The organism is Bradyrhizobium sp. USDA 327, from assembly GCF_041262065.1.
GTDB classification, from domain to species: domain Bacteria; phylum Pseudomonadota; class Alphaproteobacteria; order Rhizobiales; family Xanthobacteraceae; genus Bradyrhizobium; species Bradyrhizobium liaoningense.
Window position 1 is genome coordinate 1,463,642 of the sequence record NZ_JBGCCW010000001.1, and the last position, 26,559, is coordinate 1,490,200.

23 protein-coding genes and 2 pseudogenes are annotated in these 26,559 nt (G+C 64.7%); 13 read left to right on the forward strand and 12 right to left on the reverse strand.

Annotated features, from left to right (window positions below; all coding sequences use genetic code 11):
- Positions 1 to 22: 22 nt before the first annotated feature.
- The 4 genes from ABIA42_RS06675 to ABIA42_RS06690 are packed head-to-tail and all read right to left on the reverse strand — an operon-like array spanning position 23 to position 3,522.
- Entirely contained in the window at positions 23 to 682 is a 660-nt protein-coding gene (locus tag ABIA42_RS06675) for a sulfite oxidase-like oxidoreductase (protein WP_271529927.1), read from the reverse strand.
- A 3-nt stretch (positions 683 to 685) separates the two neighbouring features.
- Positions 686 to 2,008: an MFS transporter gene (locus ABIA42_RS06680; protein ID WP_370114746.1), complete on the reverse strand. Its 1,323-nt coding sequence runs from the start codon at positions 2,006 to 2,008 to the stop codon at positions 686 to 688.
- A gap of 33 nt (positions 2,009 to 2,041) precedes the next feature.
- Positions 2,042 to 3,262 carry a cytochrome P450 gene (locus ABIA42_RS06685; protein ID WP_370114744.1) on the reverse strand — a complete coding sequence of 407 codons (1,221 nt, stop codon included), beginning with the start codon at positions 3,260 to 3,262 and terminating at the stop codon, positions 2,042 to 2,044.
- Between the two features lie 50 nt (positions 3,263 to 3,312).
- On the reverse strand, positions 3,313 to 3,522 hold the full coding sequence (locus ABIA42_RS06690) for a ferredoxin (protein WP_370114742.1): 210 nt from the start codon (positions 3,520 to 3,522) through the stop codon (positions 3,313 to 3,315).
- Between the two features lie 137 nt (positions 3,523 to 3,659).
- Between ABIA42_RS06690 and ABIA42_RS06695 the strand changes: the two genes are divergently transcribed.
- Positions 3,660 to 4,307 carry a TetR/AcrR family transcriptional regulator gene (locus tag ABIA42_RS06695; RefSeq protein ID WP_370114740.1) on the forward strand — a complete coding sequence of 216 codons (648 nt, stop codon included), beginning with the start codon at positions 3,660 to 3,662 and terminating at the stop codon, positions 4,305 to 4,307.
- On the opposite strand, the gene ABIA42_RS06700 is transcribed toward ABIA42_RS06695, so the two are convergent.
- The 3 genes from ABIA42_RS06700 to ABIA42_RS06710 form a co-directional block, all read right to left on the reverse strand.
- On the reverse strand, positions 4,304 to 4,954 hold the full coding sequence (locus ABIA42_RS06700) for an aspartate/glutamate racemase family protein (RefSeq protein ID WP_370114738.1): 651 nt from the start codon (positions 4,952 to 4,954) through the stop codon (positions 4,304 to 4,306). The two genes, ABIA42_RS06695 and ABIA42_RS06700, sit on opposite strands and share 4 nt — an antisense overlap.
- A gap of 10 nt (positions 4,955 to 4,964) precedes the next feature.
- The gene (locus ABIA42_RS06705) at positions 4,965 to 6,383 is read right to left on the reverse strand and encodes an amidase (RefSeq protein WP_370114736.1); all 1,419 of its coding nucleotides are present in this window, start codon (positions 6,381 to 6,383) and stop codon (positions 4,965 to 4,967) included.
- Between the two features lie 121 nt (positions 6,384 to 6,504).
- Positions 6,505 to 7,281 carry an SDR family oxidoreductase gene (locus ABIA42_RS06710; RefSeq protein WP_370114734.1) on the reverse strand — a complete coding sequence of 259 codons (777 nt, stop codon included), beginning with the start codon at positions 7,279 to 7,281 and terminating at the stop codon, positions 6,505 to 6,507.
- A gap of 154 nt (positions 7,282 to 7,435) precedes the next feature.
- Between ABIA42_RS06710 and ABIA42_RS06715 the strand changes: the two genes are divergently transcribed.
- Complete coding sequence (locus ABIA42_RS06715; RefSeq protein WP_271529920.1) at positions 7,436 to 8,509, forward strand: tartrate dehydrogenase; 1,074 nt, start codon at positions 7,436 to 7,438, stop codon at positions 8,507 to 8,509.
- 59 nt (positions 8,510 to 8,568) lie between these two features.
- Here ABIA42_RS06715 and ABIA42_RS06720 read toward each other — a convergent pair whose 3' ends face one another.
- From ABIA42_RS06720 to ABIA42_RS06735, 4 genes are all read right to left on the reverse strand, one after another.
- On the reverse strand, positions 8,569 to 9,642 hold the full coding sequence (locus tag ABIA42_RS06720) for a malate/lactate/ureidoglycolate dehydrogenase (RefSeq protein WP_271529919.1): 1,074 nt from the start codon (positions 9,640 to 9,642) through the stop codon (positions 8,569 to 8,571).
- Between the two features lie 11 nt (positions 9,643 to 9,653).
- A complete protein-coding gene (locus tag ABIA42_RS06725; protein WP_271529918.1) occupies positions 9,654 to 10,565 on the reverse strand; it encodes an NAD(P)-dependent oxidoreductase in 912 nt (303 codons plus the stop codon).
- 12 nt (positions 10,566 to 10,577) lie between these two features.
- The gene (locus tag ABIA42_RS06730; protein ID WP_370114731.1) at positions 10,578 to 11,828 is read right to left on the reverse strand and encodes a Zn-dependent hydrolase; all 1,251 of its coding nucleotides are present in this window, start codon (positions 11,826 to 11,828) and stop codon (positions 10,578 to 10,580) included.
- Positions 11,829 to 11,946: 118 nt separating this feature from the next.
- On the reverse strand, positions 11,947 to 12,864 hold the full coding sequence (locus tag ABIA42_RS06735) for a LysR family transcriptional regulator (RefSeq protein WP_271529916.1): 918 nt from the start codon (positions 12,862 to 12,864) through the stop codon (positions 11,947 to 11,949).
- A gap of 120 nt (positions 12,865 to 12,984) precedes the next feature.
- Between ABIA42_RS06735 and ABIA42_RS06740 the strand changes: the two genes are divergently transcribed.
- The 6 genes from ABIA42_RS06740 to ABIA42_RS06765 all read left to right on the forward strand — a co-directional run bounded on the left by ABIA42_RS06740 (position 12,985) and on the right by ABIA42_RS06765 (position 18,578).
- Positions 12,985 to 13,800, forward strand: a complete 816-nt coding sequence (locus ABIA42_RS06740; protein WP_370114728.1) for a putative hydro-lyase — start codon at positions 12,985 to 12,987, stop codon at positions 13,798 to 13,800.
- An 89-nt stretch (positions 13,801 to 13,889) separates the two neighbouring features.
- Entirely contained in the window at positions 13,890 to 15,134 is a 1,245-nt protein-coding gene (locus ABIA42_RS06745; protein ID WP_035673267.1) for an ABC transporter substrate-binding protein, read from the forward strand.
- Positions 15,135 to 15,300: 166 nt separating this feature from the next.
- Positions 15,301 to 16,179, forward strand: a complete 879-nt coding sequence (locus ABIA42_RS06750) for a branched-chain amino acid ABC transporter permease (protein ID WP_370114726.1) — start codon at positions 15,301 to 15,303, stop codon at positions 16,177 to 16,179.
- A complete protein-coding gene (locus ABIA42_RS06755; RefSeq protein ID WP_271529914.1) occupies positions 16,179 to 17,162 on the forward strand; it encodes a branched-chain amino acid ABC transporter permease in 984 nt (327 codons plus the stop codon). Before ABIA42_RS06750 ends, ABIA42_RS06755 begins: the two co-directional genes overlap by 1 nt.
- Complete coding sequence (locus tag ABIA42_RS06760; protein ID WP_271529913.1) at positions 17,159 to 17,890, forward strand: ABC transporter ATP-binding protein; 732 nt, start codon at positions 17,159 to 17,161, stop codon at positions 17,888 to 17,890. The genes ABIA42_RS06755 and ABIA42_RS06760 overlap by 4 nt, the downstream gene beginning before the upstream one ends.
- A complete protein-coding gene (locus ABIA42_RS06765; RefSeq protein WP_036004938.1) occupies positions 17,874 to 18,578 on the forward strand; it encodes an ABC transporter ATP-binding protein in 705 nt (234 codons plus the stop codon). Before ABIA42_RS06760 ends, ABIA42_RS06765 begins: the two co-directional genes overlap by 17 nt.
- A gap of 373 nt (positions 18,579 to 18,951) precedes the next feature.
- Here ABIA42_RS06765 and ABIA42_RS06770 read toward each other — a convergent pair.
- Positions 18,952 to 19,626: pseudogene (locus ABIA42_RS06770) on the reverse strand (aldolase); the annotation flags it as partial.
- Positions 19,627 to 19,730: 104 nt separating this feature from the next.
- Between ABIA42_RS06770 and ltnD the strand changes: the two are divergent.
- From ltnD to ABIA42_RS06795, 5 genes and pseudogenes are all read left to right on the forward strand, one after another.
- On the forward strand, positions 19,731 to 20,648 hold the full coding sequence (ltnD, locus tag ABIA42_RS06775; RefSeq protein ID WP_370114723.1) for an L-threonate dehydrogenase: 918 nt from the start codon (positions 19,731 to 19,733) through the stop codon (positions 20,646 to 20,648).
- A 15-nt stretch (positions 20,649 to 20,663) separates the two neighbouring features.
- Positions 20,664 to 21,446 (forward strand): 2-oxo-tetronate isomerase, encoded by a 783-nt coding sequence (otnI, locus tag ABIA42_RS06780; RefSeq protein WP_370114721.1) that lies wholly within the window; start codon positions 20,664 to 20,666, stop codon positions 21,444 to 21,446.
- On the forward strand, positions 21,443 to 22,714 hold the full coding sequence (otnK, locus tag ABIA42_RS06785; RefSeq protein ID WP_370114719.1) for a 3-oxo-tetronate kinase: 1,272 nt from the start codon (positions 21,443 to 21,445) through the stop codon (positions 22,712 to 22,714). Before otnI ends, otnK begins: the two co-directional genes overlap by 4 nt.
- A gap of 168 nt (positions 22,715 to 22,882) precedes the next feature.
- Complete coding sequence (locus ABIA42_RS06790) at positions 22,883 to 24,574, forward strand: methyl-accepting chemotaxis protein (RefSeq protein WP_370114717.1); 1,692 nt, start codon at positions 22,883 to 22,885, stop codon at positions 24,572 to 24,574.
- A gap of 294 nt (positions 24,575 to 24,868) precedes the next feature.
- Positions 24,869 to 26,556 (forward strand): annotated as a pseudogene (locus ABIA42_RS06795) (methyl-accepting chemotaxis protein).
- The last annotated feature ends 3 nt before the right edge of the window (positions 26,557 to 26,559 follow it).

The following is a 26,559-nucleotide window of genomic DNA, read 5'->3' on the forward strand; positions in this document are numbered from 1 at the left end:
CTTCCCCTGTCCTTGCTTGAACCTAATCGCCCGAATAGCGCTGTTCGACCCAGGGATCGCCGCGGTTATGATAACCGCGGACTTCCCAGAAGCCCGGCGCGTCCTCGGTCAGGAATTCGATGGCCTGGAGCCATTTGGCGCTCTTCCAGAAATAGAGGTGCGGCACGACCAGCCGCACTGGGCCGCCATGCTCCTCGCTCAGGGGCTTACCCGACCAGCTATGAGCGAGCAGCGCGTCCTCGGCGGCAAAGTCTTCCAGCGCGAGATTGGTGGTGTAGCCGTCATAGGAATGCAGCACAACAAAGCGCGCATCCTGGCGCGGCTGGCAGGCTGCGAGCAGCTCACGCGTCGCAAGCCCTTCCCACTCGTTGTCATAGCGCGACCAGGTCGTCACGCAGTGGATGTCGGAGGTGAACCGCGCCTGCTTCTGTGCGATGAACTCGTCGAAGGTCCAGAACACGGGAGTTTCGATCGCGCCGTAGACGTCGAGCCGCCAGCGCTCGCGCGAGACCGGCGGCACGACGCCCAGATCGAGCACCGGCCAGTCCTTGGTGAGGTGCTGACCGGGCGGCAGGCGCTGATCTTCCGGACGCGTGACCTTGCCGGTGAGAAAGCGGCCCTCGCGCGCCCACTTTTCCTTGGTGCGCGTCAGCTTGCTGTCGGATGGCGTCTCGTCGGTCATGGCCTACTCGTGCCGATGCATTGCGGAGGCGTGCTTGGTGTCGCGCATGGTTGAATAGATGATCAGCGACAGGCAGATGATGCCACTGAGATAGAAATAAAACCATTCCTCGTGCCCGATGCTTTTGAAATAGAGCGCGATCGCCGGCGCCGTGCCGCCGAAGATCGAGACCGTGATGGCATAGGGCAGGCCGACGCCGAGGGCGCGGACGTTGGTCGGGAACAATTCGGCCTTCACCACGGCGTTGATCGAGGTGTAGCCGGCGACGAACAGCCAGGCGGCGCAGATCAGGATGAACGCCATGAAGGGCGACTTCGTCTCCTTCAGCGCCATCAGCAACGGAACGGTCGCGAGCGTGCCGGCTACGCCGAAGAAAATGAGCAGCGGCTTGCGGCCGATCTTGTCGGAGATCGCGCCGTAAATCGGCTGGAGGATGGTCGCGAAAATCAGCGTGCCGAAGATCACGAAGGTGGTCTGGTCCTCGGTCAGCCCGACCGAAAGCTTGACGAAGGTCTGCATGTAGGTGGTGAAAGTGTAGAACGCCGCGGTGCCGCCGGCGGTGAGGCCGACGACCAGCAAGAGCTCGCGCGGATAGCGCAGCAGATTGGTGATCGAGCCGGTCGGCTTCACCACTTTCTTTGCCTCCTCGAACGCCTCGGTCTCGTGCAGGCCGCGCCGCATCACCGCGGCGAAGATCGCCAGCAGCGCGCCGATCGCGAAGGGGATGCGCCAGCCCCAGGCCTTCAGCTCTTCCGGTGTGAGGAAGACCTTTTGCAGGAGCAGCAGCACGATGATCGCGGTGAGCTGGCCTCCGATCAGCGTCACGTACTGGAAGCTGGAATAGAAGCCGCGATGCTTGGGGTCGGCAACTTCGCTGAGATACGTGGCGCTGGCGCCGTATTCGCCGCCGAGGCTGAGGCCCTCGATGACGCGGGCGAGCGCGAGGATCACCGGCGCGGCGAAGCCGATCGTGGCATAGGTCGGCGTCAGCGCGATGATCAGCGAGCCGAAGCACATGAAGACGACGGACAGAGTGAGCGAAATGCGGCGACCGAAATGGTCAGCGAGATAGCCGAAAAACCACCCGCCCAGAGGCCGCATCAGGAAGGTCGCCGCGAAAACGACGGCGACGTTCAATTGCTGGACGACGGGGTCGTTACCAGGGAAGAACGCGGGTGCGAAGTAGAGCGCGAACGCCGTATAGGCGTAGAAATCGTACCACTCGACGAGATTGCCGATGGAGCCGATGAAGATCGCCTTGATCCGCCGCTCGGCGTCGGCGACGTCAAAAGTCTCGGAGGCCGGTTGGATTGCTTGCTCTGTCACGTCCGGCCTTCCGCTTCTTCGTCTGGGGAAGGCCTACATCGCCTTTCCCAGCAAAAATGGCAACTGCCGGGGGCCTCTCACCGTGCCCTGCGACCAGGTTACTGTGCCTGCCGGATCGAGTCGGAAGTCCGGAATCCGCTTCAGCCATTCCTCCAGCGCAACCTGCATCTCCATTCGCGCAAGGTTGGAACCGACGCAGCGATGGATACCGAGGCCGAAAGCGGCGTGGCGGTTCTCGCGGCGCTCGATCACGACTTTGTCAGCATCCGGAAACATCTTGGGGTCACGGTTAGCGGCCGGGAACGACAGCAGCACCATGTTGCCGGGCTTCACCGGACAACCCGAGACCGTGGTTTCCTTGACCACCTCGCGCGCCATCGTCACCGGTGAATAGGCGCGCAGCAGCTCCTCCACCGCGGTCGGGATCAGTCCGGGCTCGGCGATCAGCCGCTCGCGGTCGGCCGGCGTCTTCGCAAGATGCCAGAGCGAGGAGCCGATCGCGCTCCAGGTGGTGTCGATGCCGGCGATCAGCAGCAGGCGCAGCGAGCCCAGCACGTGGGAGTCCTCGAGCGGGTTGCCTTGCTTGTCCCTGGCGTTCATCAGATAGGAGATCAGGTCGTCGCTGGGCTTGTTCTTGCGCGCTTCGATGTGGCTGCTGAAATAGCCCGTCATCTCCTGCACGGCCTGGAGCAGCTTGCTCTCGTCCTTGATGCCGAGCTCGAGGATCATGTGAATCCAGTTGATGAAGAGGTCGCTGTCGCTCTCGGGGATGCCGAGCATGTGCGCGATCGCCCGAACCGGGATGTATTTGCTGTAGCGTGCGGCAGCGTCGACCTTGTCGTCGGCGATGAACTCGTCGATCAGTTCGTTGCAGATGGCGCGAACTCGCGGCTCGAGCTTCTTCATCGCGTCCGGCGTGAAGGGCGGCAGCAGCAATTGCTTTGCCGGCTTGTGCTCCGGCGGATCCGAGGTGATCGGCGGCGCCGCGTTCCTGGCGACCTCGGGGCGCACATCGCGGACGATGATGCGGCGTGAGGAGAAGTGCTCGGTGTCGTTGGCGATCTCGCGCACGGCTTCATAGGTGGTCGGCAGGTAGCAGCCGAGGAAGCGTTCCGTGTGCACCACGGGACTCGCGGCGCGCAGCTCGTCCCAGATCGGGAAGGGGTCCTCCGTCCATTGCGGATCGGTGTGGTCGAAGTCATGGACCCAGTCGGTCACGGGCGGATGGGCGTTGGGCTGGTTGACGTCGGACATGGCAGGGAATCCCTCGGCTCGTGTTCGCTGAAAGCACGCAGGCGGCCGCGCTACTCCTCGATCACATCGATCGCGATCTCCGGGCAGTTGGATTTCGCAAGCCAGGCCTTGTCCTCGAGTCCCGGCGGGACCGCGCCGTCGCCGGCTTCGTGCGCGTTGCCATATTCGTCGAGCTCGAAAAGTTCCGGTGCGAGGGCCTTGCAGCGGGCGTGGCCCTGGCATTTGTCGGGATCGACGTGAACCTTCAGTCGCTCTGACATTGCGGCTTCCTTGGTCGTGTGCGCGCAAGGCCCGAAGGGCGGCGCGTTTCCTCATCTGGGATTGCTCTAAGTTATATCCTATTACATTCGCGGCGGGCTTCCCCTGTCAAGCGCAAACTTATAGGCTTCGCCTCAACATGCGTTCACAATTCGCTCGCAAGCCCGAGAAGACCTACCACCATGGCGATCTTCGCGATGCCTTGATCAAGGCCGCGCTGCACGAGGCGGAGCGGGGCGGCGCCGAGGCGATCAGCATCAAGGCGCTTGCCAGGCAGCTCGGTGTTTCGCAGCCGGCGCCATACCGGCATTTCGTCGACCGTGAGGCGCTGCTCGCGGCGGTCACGGCGGAGGCGTTCCGGCAACTCACAGCGGTTCTGCGCGAGGCGATGGCGGAGCCGTCGAAGCAGTCGAAGCTCTCGCGACTCGCGCAAGCGACGCTCGATTTCGGTCTGCGCCGTAACGGTATCTACCGCTTGATGTTCGCCTCGCGCACCGTGTCCTGCGCGGCCAAGGGCAGCGAGCTGCACGAGGCGACGCGGGAGACCTTTGCGCTCGTGATCGAGGCGCTGGAGGCCCCGGCGGTCGGCTACTTGCGCGAGCGGCAGGCGCTCAAGATCTGGGCCGCGCTGCATGGGGTGGTGATGCTGGCCGAGCAGGGCCTGTTCACCGGCGAGGCGGCGCATGCCACGCGCGAGGAATTGGTCGAGGATTTCGTCAATGAGACGAAGGCTGCGCTCGCGGTCGCGATCAAGGATGCGCGGCGCCGGACAAAGGCCGGCGCCTAAGCCTTCGCCTTCAGCAGCCTCATCAGCTTGTCGACGGCACTGTCCGGCGTCGTCACGACCGGGCGGCCGGTGGCCTCCGCAACCAGCGGCGCAGTCGCGGCGATGCTGAATTGCGCGAGCGCGATGACGTCGCAGTCGCGCAAATCGCGAGATGCTTCCGCGATCAGCCGGTCGTGCGTGGCACGGTCGCCGCGATCGAGCGCGGCCAGCGCGCCCTCGGCCAGTTTCGGCACGATCTGGACGGAGGCAGGGAACTCGGGTGGCATCGAGGTCAGCGTCGGCGGAAAGGTCGAGAGCAGGCCGATGCGCTCACCCATGGTTATGGCACGTTCGATCATGGCCTCGTTCGGCTTCAGCACCGGCATCGACGCATGTGCGCGCGCGACCGCCTCGATGCAGGGGCCGAACGCGGAACAAGTGAACAGGATTCCATCCGCTCCCGTCGCCGCTGCGTAATCGCCCAGCGCGAGGAAGCGCTCGGTCATGGCATCGGTGAGCGCGCCGTCACGCGCCAGATCCGCAGACAGGCTGTCGTCGAGCAGGTTCATCAGCCGCGCCTCAGGCCACGCCGTCGCGAACGCCGCCTCGATCGGGGCGATGGAGTGCTTGAGGGCGTGGATGAGGGCGATGCGAGGCGGCGTCGTCATCAGGTATATGTCAGTTCTTCACCTTCGGATCGATCGGGGTCGTGCCGCGCAAGCCCAGAATATCCTCCAGCACCTTCGCGCCGGCGATCACCTGTGCGTCGGCCCGCGGTGCGCCGACGACTTGCACGCCGACCGGCAGGCCCGACGCCGTGAAGCCGCACGGCAGCGAGAGCGCAGGACAGCAGGCGAGCGTGATGGCGTAGACGATGCCGAGCCACTCGACGTAATTGTCGAATCTCTTGCCGGCGCATTCGGCGACATAGCGGTGTTCGATCGGGAAGGGCGGCACGATCGTCGTCGGCCCCAGCAGGAGATCGTAGGTCTTGAAGAACTCGACCGCCCGCGCAGTCATGCCGACGCGCTGCGCCTCGGCGCGCGCGAGCTGATCGACGGTGAGCTTGAGGCCTTCCTCGATGTTCCAGATCACCTCGGGCTTGAGCATGTCGCGCTTGGTGCGCAGCAGGTTGGCCTTGGTGATCGCGAAATCGAACGCGCGCAGCACGTGGAAGCACTCATGCGCCTCGCGCCAGTCGGGATGTGCCTCCTCGACGATCGCGCCGGCTTCCGCGAAGCGCTCCGCGGCCTTGCGCGTGATCGCCTTCACTTCGGGATCGACCGGCGTGATGCCAAGGTCGGGTGAATAGGCAATGCGCTTCGGCTTCTTGCCCGCCTGTGCCGCCGAAAGGAACGAGGTCGTCGGCGCCGGCAGCGACAGCGGATCGTCCGCATAGTCGCCGCTCATGGCGTCCAGCAGCAGCGCGAGATCCTCGACGTTGCGCGCCATCGGGCCGACCACGCCGAGATTGCGATCGACACCTGACTTCGGGGTATGCGCGACACGGCCGATGCTCGGCCGCATGCCGACGACGCCGCAGAAAGCCGCCGGGTTGCGCAAGGACCCGCCCATGTCGGAGCCCTGCGCGAGCCAGGCCATGCCGGTTGCGAGCGCCACGGCCGCGCCGCCGGAGGAGCCCGCTGCCGATTTCGTCGTATCCCAGGGATTGAGCGTCGCACCGAACACCTCGTTGAAGGTGTTGGCGCCGGCGCCGAATTCCGGCGTGTTGGATTTGGCGTAGACCACCGCGCCGTTCGCCTCGAGGTTCTCAACCATGAGGTCGGACTTCGCGGGGATGTTGTCCTTGAAGATCGGCGAGCCCTGCGTGTTCAACACGCCCGCGACGTCGGTGAGGTCCTTGATCGGCACCGGTAGGCCTGCGAGCAGCCCGCGCGCGCCGGCCGGCTTCTGCATCAGCGCTTTCGCGTTGGTCCTCGCGCGATCGAAGCACAGTGTCGGCAGCGCGTTGACCTTGCCATCGACCTCCTTGATGCGCTTCTCCAGCACATCCAGGAGCTCGAGCGGCGAGACGTCGCCGGACCGCAGCTTGTCGACGACCGCGCATGCGGTTTCGCGGATCAGGTCTTGAGACAATTATCTTACTCCTATGCCCATTCTTGGTTTCGTCATTGCGAGCGCAGCGAAGCAATCCAGACTCTCACCGCGGATGCATTCCTGGATTGCTTCGCTGCGCTCGCAATGACGAGGATCGGGTTTAACCCCACCCCGCGCTGATGCCGCCGTCCACCGTATATATCACGCCCGACGTGTAACCAGAGCGATCCGACGCCAGGAACGCCATGAGGTCGCCGATCTCGCGCGCATGCGCAGGCCGTCCCAGCGGCAGGCTCTTCTGGAATTCCTTGTAGCGGCTCTCGTCGCCGAACTGGTGCTTTGCCCGCGTCTTGAGCAGGGTGACGTGGCGATCGGTGCCGACGGGACCGGGATTGATGCCGACGACGCGGATGTTGTCGGCGAGGCTCTTGCCGCCGAGCGCGCGCGTGAACGCCATCAGCGCGGCGTTGCCGGCGCTGCCGCAGATGTAGTTGGCGTCGAATTTTTCGCCGGCTGCGCCGATGTCATTGACGATGATGCCGCCACCCCTCGCCTTCATCTGCGCATAGATGTGCCGCGTCAGGTTGATGTAGCCGAACACTTTCAATTCCCAGGCGTGCCGCCAGGTCGCCTCGTCGATCTTGTCGATCGAGCCGCCGGGGATGTCGCCGGCATTGTTGACGAGCACGTCGATGTCGGCGGCTTCTTTCGCCAGCCGCGCCACGTCCTCCTCCTTGCGCAGATCGACGATGCTCGTTGCGGCGTCGATCTGGTGTGCGGAGCGCAGGCGGTCGGCCAGCGCCTTCAGCGCCTCGCCACTGCGGGCGGCGAGCAGGAGATGCGCGCCCTCCTCGGCAAACGCCTCGGCGGCGGCCGCGCCGATGCCCTTGGACGCGCCGGTGATCAGGACGCGCTTGCCACGCAGATGCAGATCCATGGGAGTACTCGCAGGATAGGAACAGGATCAAACCAGTAGGCGCTCGGCCGCGCCATGGTCAACATTGCAGTGCAGCGTTGCACCGTCCGCGACTTTGGTCCATTGCAGTGCGATCAAAACGCGGCGGCTGCCGGACCAACCAAGGACGTTTTCGATGAGCAAGAAGCAATACCGGATCGCGGTCATTCCCGGCGACGGCATCGGCAAGGAAGTCATGCCGGAGGGCCTGCGCGTTCTGGAGGCGGCGGCGAAGAAGCATGGCGTCTCCGTGCATTTCGACCATTTCGACTTCTCGTCGTGGGACTATTACGAGAAGCACGGCCAGATGATGCCCGATGACTGGAAGGAGAAGATCGGCAAGCACGATGCGATCTATTTCGGCGCGGTCGGCTGGCCGGCCAAGATCCCGGATCACGTCTCGCTGTGGGGCTCGCTGATCAAATTCCGCCGCGAGTTCGACCAGTACGTGAACCTTCGCCCGGTGCGGCTGATGCCCGGCGTGCCGTCGCCGCTGGCGGGCCGTAAGCCCGGCGATATCGATTTCTGGGTGGTGCGCGAGAACACGGAAGGCGAATATTCCTCCGTCGGCGGCCGCATGTTCCCCGACACCGACCGCGAGTTCGTGACCCAGCAGACGGTGATGACCCGCACCGGCGTCGATCGCATCCTGAAATTCGCCTTCGAGCTCGCGCAGTCGCGGCCGAAGAAACATTTGACCTCGGCGACGAAGTCCAACGGCATCTCCATCACCATGCCCTATTGGGACGAGCGCGTGGAGGCGATGGCCAAGAAGTTTCCGGGCGTGAAGTGGGACAAGTACCACATCGACATCCTGACGGCGAACTTCGTGCTGCATCCGGACTGGTTCGACGTCGTGGTCGGCTCGAATCTGTTCGGCGACATCCTCTCCGATCTCGGCCCGGCCTGCACCGGCACGATCGGCATCGCGCCATCAGGCAACATCAATCCCGAGGGCGATTTCCCCTCGGTGTTCGAGCCGGTGCACGGCTCGGCGCCCGATATCGCCGGCCAGGGCATCGCCAACCCGATCGGCATGATCTGGTCGGGCGCCATGATGTTCGAGCATCTCGGCGAAAAGGAAGCAGGAAGATCGATCGTCGATGCGATCGAGCGCACGCTGGCCGAACGCACGCTCCGCACCAAGGACCTCGGCGGCAACGCCGATACGACGGCCTGCGGTAAGGCGGTTGCGGATATGGTGGATTGAGGCGGACTGCCGACCAAGTGTCATCCCGGCGTACGCCGGGATGACACTGAGGTTGGCGGCTAGCCGGCGATCTTCTCGATCGCAGTCTGATCCAGCCCGAACTTCTTCCCGGCCTCAAGAATCTCCCGCCAGGTGGTCGGATCGACCGGAACGCCTTCCGCGAGCCGCTTCTTCTTCGTCTCGCGCTCGGGATCGCCGGCGATCTTCACCTTGTCGACGCCGGGTGCGGGCGGCGAGCCGGTGTGCCAGGCAACGAAGCTCTCGACTTCGCTCGCGAGGTTCTCGCCGGTGCCGAGCTTGCCCGGGTCGATGATGATCGAGAGCATGCCGTTGAGGACGTTGTACTTGCCGTCGGATGGGCCCTTGACCACCTGCCCCCCGGAGAGCGCGCCGCCGAGGATTTCGCACACCAGCGCGAGCCCCGAACCCTTGTGCTCGCCGAACGGCAGGATGGCGCCGTGCGGCGGGATCACGGTGTAGCGCGGGTTGGTGGTCGGCTTGCCTTCATTGTCGATGATGGTGCCGGGCTCGAGTTCGACGCCCTTGTTGTGGGCGACGCGGGTCTTGCCCTGCGCGATCCTGCTGGTGGCGAAGTCGAGCACGATCGGGTCCTTGCCCCTGCGCGGGATGCCGACGCAGAACGGGTTGGTGCCGTGGCGCGCATCGCTGCCGCCCCAGGGCGCCACGATCGGACGCGAGATCACGTTGACGAAGTGGATCGAGACCAGCCCGTGGTCGATGCATTGCTCGGCCCAGTGGCCGATGCGGCCGATGTGGTGCGAATTGGACAGGCCGACGAGACACACGCCGTTGCGCTTGGCGCGCTCGGCGCCCAACTCCATCGCCTCATAGCCCATCACCTGGCCGTAGCCGGTGAGGCCGTCGAGGGTGAGAAGCGGACCGGTGTCGAGCACGATCTTGACGTGCTGGTTCAAGGCGAGGCCGCCTGTGGTGACGCTCTGGACATAGCGCGGGATCATGCCGACACCGTGCGAGTCATGCCCTCTAAGATTGGCCTCGACCAGATTGGTGGAGACGAGGTCGGCTTCGCGGTCCGTAGACCCGCCCGCCTTGACGATGGCACGGACGACGTTGGTGAGCGGCTCAGCCTTGATGGTGCGATAGTCGGCCATTGTTGTTGCTCTTATCCTTTCACGATCCGGCGGCAGTGGACCCAGGCCGCTTCAATCAGGTTCTCGCTCGCCTCCGGCGTGCGGAAGGCCGAATGCGCCGACAGCGTCACGTTCGGCAATTTCGTCAGCGGATGATCGCCGGGTAGCGGCTCGATGTTGAAGACGTCGAGGCCGGCATGGCGAATATGGCCGGACTTCAGCGCGTCGATCATCGCGGCTTCGTCGACGACCGCGGCGCGCGCGGTGTTGATGAGGATGACACCACGCTTCATCGCAAGGATCTTCTCGCGCGTGATCATGCCGCGGGTTTCGTCGTTGAGCAGCAGATGCAGCGACACGACGTCGCTCTTCGCCAGCACCGTATCGAGATCGGTGAATTCGACACCAGGATAGCTCTTGGGCGAGCGATTCCAGGCGATCACTTTCATGCCGCTTCCCGTGGCAATGCGCGCAACTTCCGCGGCGATGCCGCCGAATCCGATCAGGCCGAGGGTCTTGCCGGTGAGCTGCATGCCGTCTTCGCGCAGCCAGTTGCCCGCCCGCATCTCGCGGTCCATCATGGCGATGACGCGGGCCGAAGCCCACATCAGCGCGATCGCGGATTCGGCGACCGCTGTGTCGCCGTAGCCCTTGATCAGATGCACGGAGATGCCGAGCTCGGCGAGCTCCTCCGGGTTCATGTAGCTGCGCGCACCGGTGCCGAGGAACACGACGTGCTTCAGCCCCGTGCATTTCCTCGCCACGTCGGTGGGAAGCGCGGTGTGGTCGACGATCGCGATCTCGGCGCCGTCGAGGATTTCCGGGTATTGGTCGGGCTTGATGTCGGGATCCCTGTGGATCCGCACCTTGGGATCGCCGGGCTTCTCCAGCCGCTCCATGATCACGGCGAGGGCTTCATTGGCGTCGACGAAAACTCCGCGCATGGCTCTCTCCGATCAGGACGCGACGCCGGCAATCGCCAGCACGGTATGCATCAGGACGTTGGTGCCCGCAGCGCAGTCGGTCTGCGTGGCGTCCTCCAGCTCGTTGTGGCTGATGCCGTCCTTGCAGGGGACGAACACCATCGCCGCCGGCATGACGGTGTTGAGATTGCAGGCGTCATGGCCGGCGCCGGAAGTGATGCGGCGAGAGGGATAGCCCAGCGTCTTCGCGGCGTTCTCGACCGCCGCGATCAGCTTGGGATCGAAATGCGTCGGCGGCTTGCGCCAGACCAGGTCGATCTTGACCTCGACCTTGCGCCGTGCGGCGATCTCGGCGATGGCCGCACGAAGATCGCGATCCAGCGCATCCATGATGGCGCCGTCGGCACTGCGGCAGTCCATGGTGAAGGCGATCTCGCCGGGAATGACGTTGCGCGAGGGATTTGCGATCACGGCCTCGCCGATGGTGCCGACCGCGTTCGGCCCGTGCTTCTTCGCGATGGCCTCCATCGCCAGCACGATTTCCGACAGCGTGGCCAGCGCGTCGCGCCGCAGCGGCATCGGGGTCGAACCCGCATGGCTCTCGAAGCCGGAAATCTTGCCGTCGTACCAGAGCACGCCCTGGCCGGAATCGACCACGCCGATGGTCTTGCCTTCCGCTTCCAGAATGGGACCCTGCTCGATGTGTAGCTCGACGAAGCATCCGAGCTTCTGGAAGCCGATCGGCTTGTCGCCGCGATAGCCGATGCCGTCGAGCGCCTGGCCCACGGTCATGCCTTCGGCGTCCTTGCGCGACAGAATGTCGTCGGTGGTGAAGTCGCCGACATAGGCGGCGGAGGCCATCATCGCAGGCGCGAAGCGCGAGCCTTCCTCGTTGGTCCAGTTGACGACGCAGATCGGAGCCTCGGTCTCGATGCCGGCGTCGTTCAGCGTCCGGATCACTTCCAGCGCGCCGAGCGTCCCCAGGATGCCGTCATATTTGCCGCCGGTCGGCTGGGTATCGAGATGCGAGCCGATGCCGACGGGCGGCTTCGACATGTCGCGGCCCTTGCGCAGGCCGAACATCGAGCCGAGCGCGTCGACGTGGACTTCGAGTCCGGCGTCTTCGCAAGCCTTGCGGAACCAGTCGCGCACCTGCTTGTCTTCCGCGCTGAGCGTCAGTCGTCGCACGCCGCCCTTGGCGGTCGCGCCGAATTGTGCGGTCTCGTGGATGGAGCCCCAGAGGCGGGCGGAATCGATTTGCAGATTGGTGGCGGCTCGGCTCATGCGTCTCTTCCATTGATCGCTGTCATTCCGGGGCGCCCAAAGGGCGAACCCGGAATCTCGAGATTCCGGGTTCTCGCTGCGCGAGCCCCGGAATGACGGTAGAAAACCCGGCGCTTTTTCAATGACGCGCCTGCGCTGGCGCGTCAACCGCGAGGCTGCTCTGCGCAATCTGCCTTGCGAGCTCGGCGACGCGCTCCACGGCGACGACGTCGGGAGAGGCGAGCCAGCTCGCCGTGAATGTTAGCGGCGCGATCGCGAGATCGGTGTCGAGCAGTTGCAGCCGTCCGTCGGCGAGCTCGTTCGCGACGATGGCGTCGGGGATCACGGCGATGCCGAGTCCCTCGACCGCCATGTGGATGACCGTCGCAAGCGAGGCGGAGGCATGCAGGCGGATCGGCGGCAGCTCCGGCCGGTCGAACACCTCGCGCACGACCTCGTAAGGCTTGGTCTTGCGCGGGAAGGTGATGATCGGAAACCGCGCCAGCTCCACCGGGGTCACCGGGCCCGCGCCGAGACCGAGTGAGGGGCTTGCGAGGAAGCCGATCGGATAATCGGCGAGCACGCGGTTGTGCACGCCGGACGCGGACAACGGCCCGACGACGAAAGCGAGCTCGATCTCCTGCGCGAGCAGGCGCCCGGTGAGGTTCGGCGTGATGTCGACCTCGATCTCCAGCGACAGGTTCGGATAGACCTCGTTCACGCTCTTCACCAGCCGCGGCAGCCAGGTGTGCACGATGGTCTCGGCGACGCCGAGCCGCATCACGCCGCGCATCGCCGACCGGTCGCCGATCTCCGCCATCATCGCGGCGCGCAGACCGATCAGCTTCTCGGCGTAGACCATCATCTGTCGCCCGCTGGGGGTGGGCGAGGCCACGCGATGATCGCGGTTCAGGAGCTTCACGCCCATCTCGCGCTCGAGCTGCGCAATGCGCTGCGAGATCGCCGGCTGGGTGGTGTTGAGCCGTTGGGCGGCGCCACGGAAGCTGCCGAGCTTCACAACCCACAGGAACGTCTCGATCGACCTGAAGTCCAGCATTGGAAGGATTTTCCCGATCGATAAATTGAATTTATCGATATTGATTAGAAACGACGATTAGACTTTATAGCACGCTTGGTGTTGGCTTGTCTTTGTCGAGTTTCTAGGCAGGTCGATCACATGACTGTTTTGGTGGCAGCGCAGCAAACTGAAACAACCGACTCCCTTCCGAGCCGCAAGGCCCGGCTCGCCTATCGCGCGGGGCTGGTCGCCTCCACCGCCGGCGTCGCTCCGGGTTTTGTCCAGGGCAATCTGGCGATCCTGCCTGCCGAACATGCCGGCGCCTTTCACCGCTTCTGCCAGCTCAATCCAAAGCCATGCCCGATCATCGGCATGTCCGATGTCGGTAGCCCTTTCATCCCGTCCCTCGGCGCCGATCTCGACATCCGCACCGACGTGCCGCGCTACCGCGTCTGGCGCGACGGCGAGGTCGTGGACGAACCGACCGACGTGACGAAGTATTGGCGCGACGATCTCGTGACCTTCGTGCTCGGTTGCTCCTTCTCGTTCGAAGAAGCTCTGCTCGAGGAGGGCATGCCGATCCGGCACATCGAGCACAATGTGCGCGTGCCGATGTACCGCACCAACATCGCCTGCGGCGAGGCTGGTCCATTCGCCGGTCCGATGGTCGTGTCGATGCGCCCGTTCAAGCCGGCCGATGCGATCCGCGCGGTGCAGATCACCTCGCGCTATCCCGCCGTCCACGGTGCGCCCGTGCATCTCGGCCATCCGCATCTGATCGGCATCAAGGACATCGCCAAGCCCGACTACGGCGATCCGGTGCCGGTCGCCGCCGACGAGATTCCGGTGTTCTGGGCCTGCGGGGTGACGCCGCAATCGGTGATCAACGCCGCGAAGCTCCCGTTCGCCATCACGCATTCGCCCGGCCTCATGCTGGTGACGGATCTGAAGAACAGAAACATGGCCGTGATTTAGTAGGCAGCGCCTGCTGCTTCTTCAGGCTTTACCGCATCCATCAATCGCTTCATTCGATCAGCCGAAATTCAATAACAGGGAACCTTGCCATGACGATCACTCGCCGCGACGTGCTGTTGGGAGCCACCGCCACTGCCGCTCTCGTGCCGCTGGCAGCGCGCGCACAGAGCTCGGAAGTCGTGATCGGCGTGATCTATCCGTTCTCCGGCGGCAGCGCGCAGCAGGGCGTCGACGCACAGAAAGCCTATGAGACCGCGCTCGAAGTCATCAACAAGGACACCGCTTTCGACCTGCCGCTGGCAAAGGGCGAAGGCCTGCCGGGTCTCGGCGGCGCGAAGATCCGCCTCGTGTTCGCCGATCACCAGGCCGATCCGCAGAAGGGCCGCGCCGAGGCCGAGCGCCTGATCACGCAGGAGAAGGTCTGCGCCATCATTGGCACCTACCAGAGCGCCGTTGCCGTCACGGTCAGCCAGATCTGCGAACGCTACCAGGTCCCGTTCGTGTCCGCCGACAATTCCTCGCCCAGCCTGCATCGCCGCGGCCTGAAATATTACTTCCGCGCGGCGCCGCATGACGAGATGTACTCGGCCGCGATGTTCGACTTCTTCGATGCCATGAAGAAGAAGGGCACCAAGATCGAGACGCTGTCGCTGTTCCACGAGGACACCATCTTCGGCACCGACTCCGGCAATGCCCAGACCAAGATCGCCGGCGAGCGCGGCTACAAGATCGTCACCGACATCAAGTATCGCGCCAACTCGCCCTCGCTCTCGGCCGAGGTGCAGCAGCTCAAGACCGCCAATGCCGACGTGCTGATGCCCTCGAGCTACACCACCGACGGCATCCTCCTGGTCAAGACCATGGCCGAGCTCGGCTACAAGCCGAATGCGATCGTGGCACAGGACGCCGGCTTCTCCGAGAAGGCGCTCTATGATGCCGTCGGCGACAAGCTCGAAGGCGTGATCTCGCGCGGCACCTTCTCGCTCGACCTCGCGCAGAAGCGCCCGATGGTCGGCAAGATCAACGACATGTTCAAGGCGAAGTCGGGCAAGGATTTCAACGATCTCACCTCGCGCCAGTTCATGGGCCTGATCATCCTCGCCGATGCCATCAACCGGGCCAAGTCGACCGACGGCGAGAAGATCCGCGACGCGCTGGCCGCGACCGACATTCCGGGCGAGCAGACCATCATGCCCTGGAAGCGCGTCAAGTTCGACGAGATGGGTCAGAACAACGACGCCGATCCGGTGCTGCTGCAATATGTCGGCGGCAAGTTCGTCACCATCTTCCCGCCGCAGGCGGCGATCGCCGAGGCGATCTGGCCGATGAAGTAAGCGCTGCGGGAGCAGGGGAGCACATCGCGATCGTCGCGCGAGCCTCGTCATTGCGAGGAGCGAAGCGACGAAGCAATCCAGACTGTCTCCGTGGTGAGATGCTGGATTGCTTCGCTTTGCTCGCAATGACGGAGCAAACGGTGACTATTCGAACGGGGGACGAGAGTTGACAGCCCAAGCCATTATCCAAAGTCTCGCGAGTGGCCTCCTCATGGGCCTGCTCTACGGACTGATCGCGGTCGGCCTCGCGCTGATCTTCGGCCTGATGGACGTCACGAACTTCGCCCATGGCGAGTTCCTGATGCTCGCGATGTACCTGTCCTTCTTTCTGTTCGCGTTCTTCGCCATCGACCCCTTGCTGTCGGCGCCATTGGTCGCCGCGGCGCTCTTCGTTTTCGGAGCGGTGATCTACCTGCTCATTGTCCGCTTCGCCATGCGGGCCAAGGCCAATGCCGGCATGGTGCAGATCTTCACCACCTTCGGTCTCGCCATCGTCATGCGCGGCCTCGCGCAGTTCTTCTTCACCCCGGACTATCGCAGCATTCCGCAGTCCTCGCTCGGCGGCAAGACCATCTCCTTTGCCGGCATCTTCCTGCCGGAGCCGCAGCTGGTCGGCGCGCTGGTCTCGGTTCTCGCCTTTGCCGGTCTCTACTTCTTCATCCACCGCACCGATTTCGGCCGCGCGATCGAAGCCACCCGCGAAGATCCCGGTGCGGTCGCTCTCGTCGGGATCGACAAGAACCGCGTGTTCGCGTTCGGCTGGGGCCTCGGCGCCGCGCTGGTCGGTCTCGCCGGCGCCATCATGGCGGTGTTCTTCTACATCTACCCCGATGTGGGTGCGTCCTTCGCGCTGATCGCCTATGTCACGGTGGCGCTGGGCGGCTTCGGCAGCGTGTTCGGGGCCTTCGCCGGCGGCATCATCGTCGGCCTCGTCGAGGCGGTCACGGCCTTGGTGCTGCCGCCCTCGCTGAAATCCGTCGGAATCTACGCCGTCTACCTGCTCGTCGTCTTCATCCGGCCACGCGGCCTGTTCGGGTCGATGTGATGGACAAGAATTTTGCCGCGCGGCGCCGCCGCGACCTCATCATCGCCGCGGTGCTGGCTGGGCTCGCGGCGCTGGCGCCGCTGTTCGTCAAGGACGTCTACGTCCAGAACATCCTGATCCTGACGCTGATGTATGCGGCGCTGTCGCAGAGCTGGAACATCCTGTCCGGCTATTGCGGACAGATCTCGCTCGGACACGCGCTCTATTTCGGCATCGGCGCCTACACCACCGAGCTGCTGTTCACCAAGTTCGGCGTGCTGCCCTGGTTCGGGATGCTCGGCGGCGGCGTGATTGCCGCCCTGATCGCGATGGGACTCGGTTATCCCTTCTTCCGTTTGCGCGGCCATTACTTCGTGATCGCGACCATCGTCATCGCCGAGATCGGGCTGCTGCTTTTCCAGAACTGGGAATGGGCGGGAGCCGCGATGGGCATCACCATTCCGATCCGGGGCGACAGCTGGCTGAAATTCCAGTTCCTGCGCACCAAGCTGCCGTACTTCTATTTTGCGCTGGGGCTGTGCTGCCTCGCCTGGTTCGTCACCTGGTGGCTGGAAGATTCCAAATGGGGCTTCTGGTGGCGTGCGGTGAAGGACAATCCGGAAGCGGCCGAGAGCCTTGGCGTCGTCGTCTTCAACTCCAAGATGGGCGCGGCTGCCGTCTCCGCCTTCCTGGTTGCCATCGGCGGTGCCTTCTATGCGCAGTTTCTCGCTTATATCGATCCTGAAAGCGTCATGGGCTTCCAGTTCTCGCTGCTGATGGCGCTGCCGGCCGTGCTCGGCGGAATCGGCACCCTCTGGGGCCCGGTGTTGGGGGCTGCCATCCTGATCCCGATGACGGAGCTGACGCGCTCCTATATCGGCGGCTCCGGGCGCGGCGTCGACCTCATCGTCTACGGCACGCTGATCGTGCTGATCTCGCTGGCTTTGCCGCAAGGTCTGGTGAGCCTGTTCTCCCGCTCGAAAGCAAAGGGAGCCACGCGATGACCGCGCTCCTTGAAACCCGCGGCGTCTGGCAGCGTTTTGGCGGGCTCATCGCCAACAGCGACGTCTCGATCTCGGTCGGCCGCGGCGAGATCGTCGGCCTGATTGGCCCGAACGGCGCCGGCAAGTCGACCCTGTTCAATCTCATCGCGGGCGTGCTGCCGCCGACGCAAGGCTCGATCTGGTTCGACGGCGAGGACGTCACCCACATGCCGGCGGCCGAGCGCTGCCAGCGCGGGATCGGCCGGACCTTCCAGGTGGTCAAGAGCTTCGAGACCATGACGGTGATCGACAACGTCATCGTCGGTGCGCTCGTGCGCAATACCGTGATGCGCGAGGCGCGCCGCAAGGCGCATGAAGTGCTGGAGTTCACCGGCCTTGCCGCGCGCGCCGACGTGCTTGCGAGCGACCTCGTGCCGGCCGAGAAGCGCCGTCTGGAAGTCGCGCGTGCGCTTGCGACCGAACCGAAGCTGCTGCTGCTCGACGAAGTCCTCACCGGCCTGACCCCGACCGAGGCGCAGACCGGCGTGGCGCTGGTGCGCAAGGTGCGCGATGCCGGCATCACCGTGCTGATGGTCGAGCATGTCATGGAGATCGTGATGCCGCTGGTCGACCGGGCCATTGTGCTCGACCTCGGCAAGGTGCTGGTCGAGGGCAAGCCCGCAGACGTCGTCCGCGATCCCAAGGTGATCAGCGCATATCTGGGAGATCGTCATGCTGTCGGTGCGTGAAGTCACGACCGCCTATCAGGGCCTCGTCGCGATCTCCGCGGTCTCGATCGAGGTCCAGAAGGGCGAGATCGTCTGCGTCGCCGGCGCCAACGGCGCGGGCAAGTCGACGCTGCTCAAATCCATCGCCGGTGCCGAGCGTCCGCGCTCGGGCACGGTGACGTTCGACGGCAAGCGCCTCGACGGCATGGCGCAGCACCACATCACGGCGACCGGCATCGCCTACGTGCCCGAGAACCGCCGCCTGTTCCCGCGCCTGTCGGTGCGCGACAATCTGCGTCTCGGCAGTTATCTCTACCGTGGCGAAGCCAACCGCGAAGAGCCGCTCGATCTCGTCTTCAAGCTGTTCCCGCGTCTCCAGGAACGTTTGGAGCAGCGCGCCGAGACGCTCTCCGGCGGCGAGCAGCAGATGCTCGCGATCGGCCGCGCGCTGATGACGCGCCCGCGGCTCCTGATGCTCGACGAGCCCTCGCAGGGCATCATGCCGAAGCTGGTCGACGAGATCTTTCAAGCCGTGAAGCTCATCCGTGACTCCGGCATGACCGTGCTGATCGTCGAGCAGCGCATGGCCGAATGCCTCGAGATCGCCGACCGTGCCTACATTCTGCAAACCGGCCGCGTGCTGATGCAGGGCGCAGCCAGCGAGATCAAGGGCAATCCGGACGTACGCAAGGCGTATCTGGGGCTGTAACTGGATTGCTGCCGCAATCGAAGTCATCATCCTGAGGTGCGCGCCCTTCGCGCGCCTCGAAGAATGGGCCGCGAGCGCCTGTAGTCCGTCCTTCGAGGCTTCACCTTGCGATGCAATTGCATCGCAAGGCTCGCACCTCAGGATGACGGCGGTGTGTGTGGCGCGCAGCGGGCCAGGATCACGATCGAGATCGCGACTTCGATGCGGCGATCAGCATCTGTTCCACAATCCCCTCAAACTCGCTTTTGGCGATTGGGTCGGTGTACGGTTTTACCGACTTGTCCCACCAACGATGATGGCGCCCCGCCTTATCAAGGATGTCGGCCGCAGCTTCCACTTCCGCGTCTGACGGTGTGGCCACAGACCATCGCTCGTGTTCGTGTACGCCATGCTCCGGCAGCGTCACCCCGAACACCTTCACCAGATCCGTCACCTGCTCCTGCGAGAGGTACCGCGGATTCATCCCGCGCAGCAGCAGGTACAGCTTCGCCGTCTCTTCCAGCTCTTCCGTCGCGAACACCGCGGCCTCGAGCGTGTCGCCGGCGACGACCGGGCCGTGATTGGCGAGCAGCACGGATGAATATTTTCCCGCCAGCCCTTTGATCGCATCCGCGACTGCGGGATCGCCGGGGCGGTAATAGGGCACGAGCGCGGTGGCGCCGCACTTCATCAGGTAATAGGCGGTCATCGGCGGCAGCGCGGCGCGCGGGTCGATCTCGGGCAGCATCGAGAGCGCTACCGAATGGGTCGAGTGCAGGTGTACGATTGCGCGCGCGCTTCCGCGCGTGTCGTAGAGCGCCGTGTGCAGCGGAACTTCCTTGGTGGGCGCATCGCCCGAAACCAGCTGTCCCGTTCTATCCAGCCGCGACAGCCGCGCCGGGTCGAGGAAGCCGAGCGAGGCATTGGTGGGCGTCACCAGCCAGCCGCCGTCGTCCATTTTGACGCTGATATTGCCGGAGGAGCCCGGCGTCAGCCCGCGCTCGAACAGGGACCGTCCGAAGCGGCAGATATCCTCGCGCAGCCGTGTTTCGTTGCTCATGGCCGTCATGCCTGCTTGTCTCACGCTTTGGCAGCACGGCCAAGCCGTGATATCGGTTCGACGAGCTGCCGCAAAGGGCGGCCGTCCGGGAAACGTTCGCAAGGATCAGTTGCATGTCGGCCTCCACGTCACAAAACCAGCGTATCGCCGTCATCGGGCTCGGCTCGATGGGCTTTGGCATGGCGAGCTCGCTGAAGCGCGCCGGCCATGCCGTTACCGGCTGCGACGTTTCGGCTGAGGCCGTCGCGCGCTTCGTGAAGGATGGCGGTGCGGGGGCCAGGACGCCGGCCGAAGCGGCCAAGGAGGCCGATATCGTCGTCAGCGTCGTCGTCAATGCCGCGCAGACGGAGGCGATCCTGTTCGGCAAGGATGGGGCCGCCGAGACCATGCCGAAGGACAGCGTCTTCGTATCCTCGGCCACAATGGATCCCGACGTGGCGCGGCGCCTGGCCAAGCAGCTTGAGGCGACCGGCCGGCATTATCTGGACGCGCCGATCTCCGGCGGGGCGCAGCGCGCCGCGCAAGGCGAGCTGACGATCCTCGCCTCCGGCAGTCCCGCCGCTTTTGCGAAGGCGCGGCCCGCGCTGGATGCCATGGCCGCAAAGCTCTACGAGCTCGGCGATGCCGCCGGGCAAGGCGCTGCGTTCAAGATGATCAATCAATTGCTCGCCGGCGTGCACATCGCCGCCGCCAGCGAAGCCATGGCGTTCGCGGCAAAGCAGGGCCTCGACCTCCGCAAGGTCTATGAGGTGATCACGGCATCGGCCGGTAATTCCTGGATGTTCGAGAACCGCATGCCGCACGTGCTCGACGGCGATTACACGCCGCGCAGCGCGGTCGAGATCTTCGTCAAGGACCTCGGCATCATTCAGGACATGGCGCGCAGTGCCCGTTTCCCTGTGCCGGTCTCCGCCGCCGCGCTCCAGATGTTTCTGATGACATCAGCCGCCGGCATGGGCCGCGACGACGACGCTTCGGTGGCGCGGATGTACGCGCAGGTCACCGGCGTCAAGCTGCCCGGCGACAAGTAAGCAAGAGGAACTGCGATGCCCCGTTTCGCCGCCAATCTCTCGATGATGTTCACCGAGGTGCCGTTCCTCGACCGCTTTGACGCCGCAGCCCAGGCCGGCTTCACCGCCGTCGAGTTTCTCTTTCCCTACGAGCATCCGGCGGAAGCGATCGGCGAGCGGCTCAAGCGCAATGGCCTGACCCAGGCGCTGTTCAATCTGCCGCCCGGCGACTGGAACGCCGGCGAGAAGGGCTTTGCGGCGCTGCCCTCGCGGTTCAACGATCTCAAGGCGAGCCTGGAGACGGCGCTGCCTTATGCCAAGGCGACCGGCGCCAAGCGCCTGCACCTGATGGCCGGCATCGCCAACCGCGGCGAGCGTGTGGCGATCGAGGCGTTCTACAAGTCGGTGGCCTGGGCCGCGGACTTCTTCGCGCCGCACGGCATCGACGTCGTGATCGAGCCGATCAATGCGCGCAACGTGCCTGGCTATTTCCTCAACGATTTCGGCTTCGCGCGCGACCTGATCCAGGAGCTGAGGCTTGCGAACCTGAAGCTTCAGTTCGACATCTATCACTGCCAGATCATCCATGGCGACGTCACCATGCGGCTGCGCGAGATGATGCCGATCATCGGCCACGTCCAGATCGCCAGCATCCCTTCGCGCAACGAGCCCGACGGCGAGGAGCTGAACTATCCGTTCCTGTTCGCAGAGCTCGACCGGCTCGGCTATGCCGGCTTCGTCGGCTGCGAATACAACCCGCGCGGCAAGACCACCGACGGGCTCGCCTGGTTCAAGCCCTACGCTGGAGTGAAGTCGTGACGCTTGCGTTGGGCTGCATCGCAGACGACTACACCGGCGCCTCCGATCTCGCCAACACGCTGACGCGCGCGGGCCTGCGCACCGTGCAGACCATCGGCGTGCCCGCGGACGATCTCGCGCTGCCCGAGGTCGATGCCGTCGTGGTGTCGCTGAAGAGTCGCTCGATCGAAGCCGGGCTCGCAGTGTCGCGCTCGCGCGCGGCGGAGACATGGCTGCGCGGCCGCGGCGCGGGCCACGTGTTGTTCAAGATCTGCTCGACCTTCGATTCCACCGATGCCGGCAATATCGGCCCGGTGATGGACGCGTTGCGCGCCGATTGCGGCGAAGCTGTCGTGCTGGTGACGCCGGCGTTTCCGGAAACGGGCCGTACCGTCTACCAGGGCAATCTCTTCGTCGGTGCCGTGCCGCTCAACGAGAGCCCGCTGAAGGACCATCCGCTCAACCCGATGCACGATTCGAACCTGGTGCGCGTGCTGGCGCGCCAGAGCAAGACGCAGATCGGCCTCGTCGATCTCGCCACCGTCACGCGCGGCGCGGAGGGCGTGCGGGCGCGCTTGGCCGAACTCGCGGGCAAGGGGATCGGCGCCGCGATCATCGACGCCGTCTTCGACCGCGACCTCGAGACCATCGGTCTCGTCGCCGCCGAACATCGGCTGTCGGTCGGCGCCTCCGGGATCGGCCTTGGACTCGCGCGGGCGCTGGTATCGACCGGAAAGGTCAGGGCAACGGCAACCAGTGATGCAGGCGCGCCGGTCGGCGGATCGGCGGCATGCCTTGCCGGGAGTTGTTCGCAGGCGACGCTTCAGCAGATCGCCAATGCCGAACGCATCATGCCGGTGCTTCATCTCGATCCGGACCGTATCATTACGGGGGCGGGCGAAGCACAGCGCGCGCTGGACTGGGCGAGGCCGCGGCTTGCGGAAGGTCCGGTGCTGATCGCATCGAGCTCGACACCGGATCAGGTCGCCGCGCTGCAGGCGCGCCACGGTCGCGACGCCGCCGGTCATGCTATCGAGCAGGCCATGGCCGATATTGCAGAGAGCCTCGTAAAATCAGGCGTGCGACGGCTGATCGTTGCCGGCGGCGAGACGTCGGGGGCCGTTGTCGATCGGTTGAAGATTCCCGGATTTCTCGTGGGACTGGAAATTGCCGCAGGCGTTCCGGTGCTGCGCGCGGTCGGTGCCGAAAGGGACATGCTGCTCGCTCTGAAGTCCGGAAATTTCGGCGGAGCAGAGTTTTTCTCCGACGCACTTAGGCTCATGCGCTGAGCGCAGAGCATTTTTAGCTGCCTGTTCATTTCTTTCGGGCTCCGTGCTCGCACGGATTCGTCGTTAACATCTGCACAATTGCTCTGGTGTTGGATGTCGGCGCTGCTCCCTTTGGTTGATTCGTAGAACTTCGGACGCGCGCCGGCGCCAATACAACGAGACCCGATTATGTTTGCCAAGCTCTCCATCCGCACCAAAATCATCAGTGTCGTGGCATTCCTGCTGGTCGCGATGACCGGCATGGGCCTGCTCGCCGTCATGAAGATGCGGTCGATGAATGCCAACACCGTCGACATCACCACGAACTGGATGCCCAGCGTGCGGGTGATCGGCGATCTGCGCGCCAGCGTCATCACGTATCGCAACGTGGTGCGCCAGCACATGCTGGCCGAAGCTCTGGAAGATAAGCTCGCGGTGGAGAAGACCGCTGCCACGGTGACTGAAGCGCTCGCCAAGGTGCGCTCCAGGTACGAGGCCATGATCAGCTCCCAGGAAGAGCGGGCGCTCTACAGCCAATGGTCCAAGCTCTGGGACGACTACAAGAAGGGCACCGAGGAGGTCATGGCGCTGTCGCGCAAGGAGGCCGGCAAGATCCCGCGCGAGGCGCAGGAGCTCAATTCCAAGACGGTCAACAAGATCGGGCTTCAGGCCGATGAGGTCCTGAACAAGGACATCGAGCTCAACACCAAGGGCGGCGAGCGGGCCGCTCAGGATGCCGCCGACAGCTACGCCTATGCCTTCATGCTGGTTTCGGTCATTCTCGGCGCCGTTGTCGTGATCGGCCTTGGGCTCAGCTTCTATCTCGTCCGAGACGTCTCCAGCGGCATCAACTCGATCATCCAGCCGATGCAGGCGCTGGGTAAGGGCGACCTCTTCGCCGAAGTCCCGCATCGCGGCGAGAAGACGGAGATCGGTGCCATGGCCGACGTGCTCCAGATCTTCAAGGAAGCCCTGATCGCCAAGAAGGCCGCCGACGAGGCCGCCGCAGCCGATGCAGAGGCCAAGATCGAGCGCGGCCGCCGTGTCGACAACATCACCCGCGAATTCGAAACGATGATCGGCGAGATCGTTCAGACCGTGTCGTCGGCCTCGACTCAGCTCGAAGCCTCCGCCTCGACGCTGACTGCGACCGCGGACCGCTCGCAGCGGCTGGCAACCACGGTGGCCTCCGCTTCGGAGGAAGCCTCGACCAACGTGCAATCGGTCGCCTCGGCGACGGAGGAGATGGCTTCGTCGGTCGGCGAGATCAGCCGTCAGGTGCAGGAATCGGCGCGGATGGCGGGCGATGCCGTCGGCCAGGCGCGTGCCACCACCGAACGCGTCGGCGAGCTCTCCAAGGCCGCCTCGCGCATCGGCGACGTCGTCGAGCTGATCAACACCATCGCCGGCCAGACCAATCTGCTCGCGCTGAATGCCACCATCGAGGCCGCCCGTGCCGGCGAAGCCGGCCGTGGCTTCGCCGTGGTCGCTTCCGAGGTGAAGGCGCTCGCCGAGCAGACCGCGAAGGCGACCGGGGAGATCGGCCAGCAGATTTCCGGCATCCAGGCCGCGACCAACGACTCGGTCGGCGCCATCAAGGAGATCTCCTCGACCATCGAGCGTCTGTCGGAGATCTCGTCGGCGATCGCGGCGGCGGTGGAAGAGCAGGGTGCGGCGACGCAGGAAATCGCCCGCAACGTGCAGCAGGCGGCGCAGGGCACGCAGCAGGTGTCGTCCAACATCACCGACGTGCAGCGCGGCGCGACCGAGACGGGCACGGCCTCCTCGCAGGTGCTGTCGGCGGCGCAGATGCTGTCGAACGACTCGAACCGGCTCAAGACCGAGGTCGGCAAGTTCCTGACCAACGTCCGCGCGGCCTGACCGGTTGTAATTCAGCGGCCAAAACAGCGGCGCGGCCCATTCGGCGGCAGCTCACAGCTTGGCTCGGGGCCTCACATGGGCCCCGAGCCTGTATTCGAGTGGCCCACCTTCCATTTTCCGATAGGCCGGTAAGAATGCGGAGCATTGCTCCGCATTGCCTCCGTAGGAATGCGGAGTATGGCTAATGGTTTCATCATAAGTCGCGCGCATAAAAACAGGGCCGAACTTCGTGCGCAACTCGGGGAGCTGTGCGTGCGATGAGCAATTGGTGCACCGGCAGGCTTGGGGTTTCTGATGTCCTGGATCAATAATCTGCGCATATCCATCAAGGTTTCTGCGGTGTTTGCCGCGATCTGCCTGGTCGTCGCTGGCAGCACCGGGGCGATCTACAATTCGCTGAGCGTGATGAATTCGACGGCAAGAATGACCGTTCATACCTACGAGGTGCTTGAGCAGCTTTCCGGCCTTGTCAGCGCCATGGTCAATCAGGAAACCGGTGTTCGCGGCTATCTCGTGTCGGGCGATGCCGGCTTTCTCGCCCCCTATGAGGCCGGACAAAAGCAGTTTCAGGCGGCGGCGGCCAAGGTCGGCAGCCTGACCTCGGATAACGCGACGCAGCAGAAGCGCCTTGATCAAGTCAAGGCGTTCGCCAGTGACTGGGCGACCAACATCGCGCAGCGCGAAATCGCGCTGATGAAGGATCCGGCAACTCAGGCAAAGGCCCGCGAGCTCGAAGCATCCGGCGCCGGCAAGAAAGCGATGGATGGCTTGCGCGGCGTGGTGCAGGAGATGGACAAGGAAGAGCGGTCGCTGTTGTCGGTGCGGGCAGCGGCCTCCGACGCCGCGTCAGGCAATGCAACTCTGTCCATGCTGATCGGCGGCCTCGTCACCCTTCTGCTATCGCTTGTGGGCGCCTTCGGCGTTGCGTTCGCGGTTACCCGCCCAATCCAGCGTATCACCACGGAGATGGGGATTCTTGCGCAGGTGACACATCGGTGGTCGTATCGGGCACCGAACGCAAGGACGAGATCGGCGCGATGGCCCAGGCGGTCCAGGTATTCAAGACCAATGCGATCGAGGTCGAGCGGTTGAAGGCGGAACAGGTCGAAGCCGAGCGACGGAATGCGGAGCAACGCAAGCAAGACATGATCAGGCTCGCAGACGATTTCGAAGGCGCTGTCGGTCAGATCATCGGAACGGTCTCGTCCGCCTCGACGCAGCTCGAGGCGTCGGCCTCCACCCTTACGGGTACGGCCGAACGCTCGCAGCAATTGGCGACCACGGTGGCCTCCGCTTCGGAGGAAGCCTCGACCAACGTGCAATCGGTCGCCTCGGCGACGGAGGAGATGGCTTCGTCGGTCGGCGAGATCAGCCGTCAGGTGCAGGAATCGGCGCGGATGGCAGGCGATGCCGTCGGTCAGGCTCGCGCCACCACCGAACGCGTCAGCGAGCTCTCCAAGGCCGCCTCGCGCATCGGCGACGTCGTCGAGCTGATCAACACCATCGCCGGCCAGACCAATCTGCTTGCGCTGAATGCCACCATCGAAGCCGCGCGTGCCGGCGAAGCCGGCCGTGGCTTCGCCGTGGTCGCTTCCGAGGTGAAGGCGCTCGCCGAGCAGACCGCGAAGGCGACCGGGGAGATCGGCCAGCAGATTTCCGGCATCCAGGCCGCGACCAACGACTCGGTCGGCGCCATCAAGGAGATCTCCTCGACCATCGAGCGTCTGTCGGAGATCTCGTCGGCGATCGCGGCGGCGGTGGAAGAGCAGGGTGCGGCGACGCAGGAAATCGCCCGCAACGTGCAGCAGGCGGCGCAGGGCACGCAGCAGGTGTCGTCCAACATCACCGACGTGCAGCGCGGCGCGACCGAGACGGGCACGGCCTCCTCGCAGGTGCTGTCGGCGGCGCAGATGCTGTCGAACGACTCGAACCGGCTCAAGACCGAGGTCAGCAAGTTCCTGACCAACGTCCGCGCTGCGTAAAGC

Coding starts and splice junctions, on each gene's coding strand:
- ABIA42_RS06710 (WP_370114734.1), bottom strand. CDS start 7,281: ATGGATCTGCATCTGCGTGGCAAGCGCGTCCTGATCACCGGCGCGTCC.
- ABIA42_RS06735 (WP_271529916.1), bottom strand. CDS start 12,864: ATGCTGGACTTCAGGTCGATCGAGACGTTCCTGTGGGTTGTGAAGCTC.
- ABIA42_RS06730 (WP_370114731.1), bottom strand. CDS start 11,828: ATGAGCCGAGCCGCCACCAATCTGCAAATCGATTCCGCCCGCCTCTGG.
- ABIA42_RS06715 (WP_271529920.1), top strand. CDS start 7,436: ATGAGCAAGAAGCAATACCGGATCGCGGTCATTCCCGGCGACGGCATC.
- ABIA42_RS06755 (WP_271529914.1), top strand. CDS start 16,179: ATGGACAAGAATTTTGCCGCGCGGCGCCGCCGCGACCTCATCATCGCC.
- ltnD (WP_370114723.1), top strand. CDS start 19,731: ATGTCGGCCTCCACGTCACAAAACCAGCGTATCGCCGTCATCGGGCTC.
- ABIA42_RS06700 (WP_370114738.1), bottom strand. CDS start 4,954: ATGACGACGCCGCCTCGCATCGCCCTCATCCACGCCCTCAAGCACTCC.
- ABIA42_RS06760 (WP_271529913.1), top strand. CDS start 17,159: ATGACCGCGCTCCTTGAAACCCGCGGCGTCTGGCAGCGTTTTGGCGGG.
- ABIA42_RS06720 (WP_271529919.1), bottom strand. CDS start 9,642: ATGGCCGACTATCGCACCATCAAGGCTGAGCCGCTCACCAACGTCGTC.
- ABIA42_RS06725 (WP_271529918.1), bottom strand. CDS start 10,565: ATGCGCGGAGTTTTCGTCGACGCCAATGAAGCCCTCGCCGTGATCATG.
- ABIA42_RS06690 (WP_370114742.1), bottom strand. CDS start 3,522: ATGTCAGAGCGACTGAAGGTTCACGTCGATCCCGACAAATGCCAGGGC.
- ABIA42_RS06745 (WP_035673267.1), top strand. CDS start 13,890: ATGACGATCACTCGCCGCGACGTGCTGTTGGGAGCCACCGCCACTGCC.
- ABIA42_RS06765 (WP_036004938.1), top strand. CDS start 17,874: ATGCTGTCGGTGCGTGAAGTCACGACCGCCTATCAGGGCCTCGTCGCG.
- ABIA42_RS06685 (WP_370114744.1), bottom strand. CDS start 3,262: ATGTCCGACGTCAACCAGCCCAACGCCCATCCGCCCGTGACCGACTGG.
- ABIA42_RS06695 (WP_370114740.1), top strand. CDS start 3,660: ATGCGTTCACAATTCGCTCGCAAGCCCGAGAAGACCTACCACCATGGC.
- ABIA42_RS06790 (WP_370114717.1), top strand. CDS start 22,883: ATGTTTGCCAAGCTCTCCATCCGCACCAAAATCATCAGTGTCGTGGCA.
- ABIA42_RS06675 (WP_271529927.1), bottom strand. CDS start 682: ATGACCGACGAGACGCCATCCGACAGCAAGCTGACGCGCACCAAGGAA.
- otnI (WP_370114721.1), top strand. CDS start 20,664: ATGCCCCGTTTCGCCGCCAATCTCTCGATGATGTTCACCGAGGTGCCG.
- ABIA42_RS06740 (WP_370114728.1), top strand. CDS start 12,985: ATGACTGTTTTGGTGGCAGCGCAGCAAACTGAAACAACCGACTCCCTT.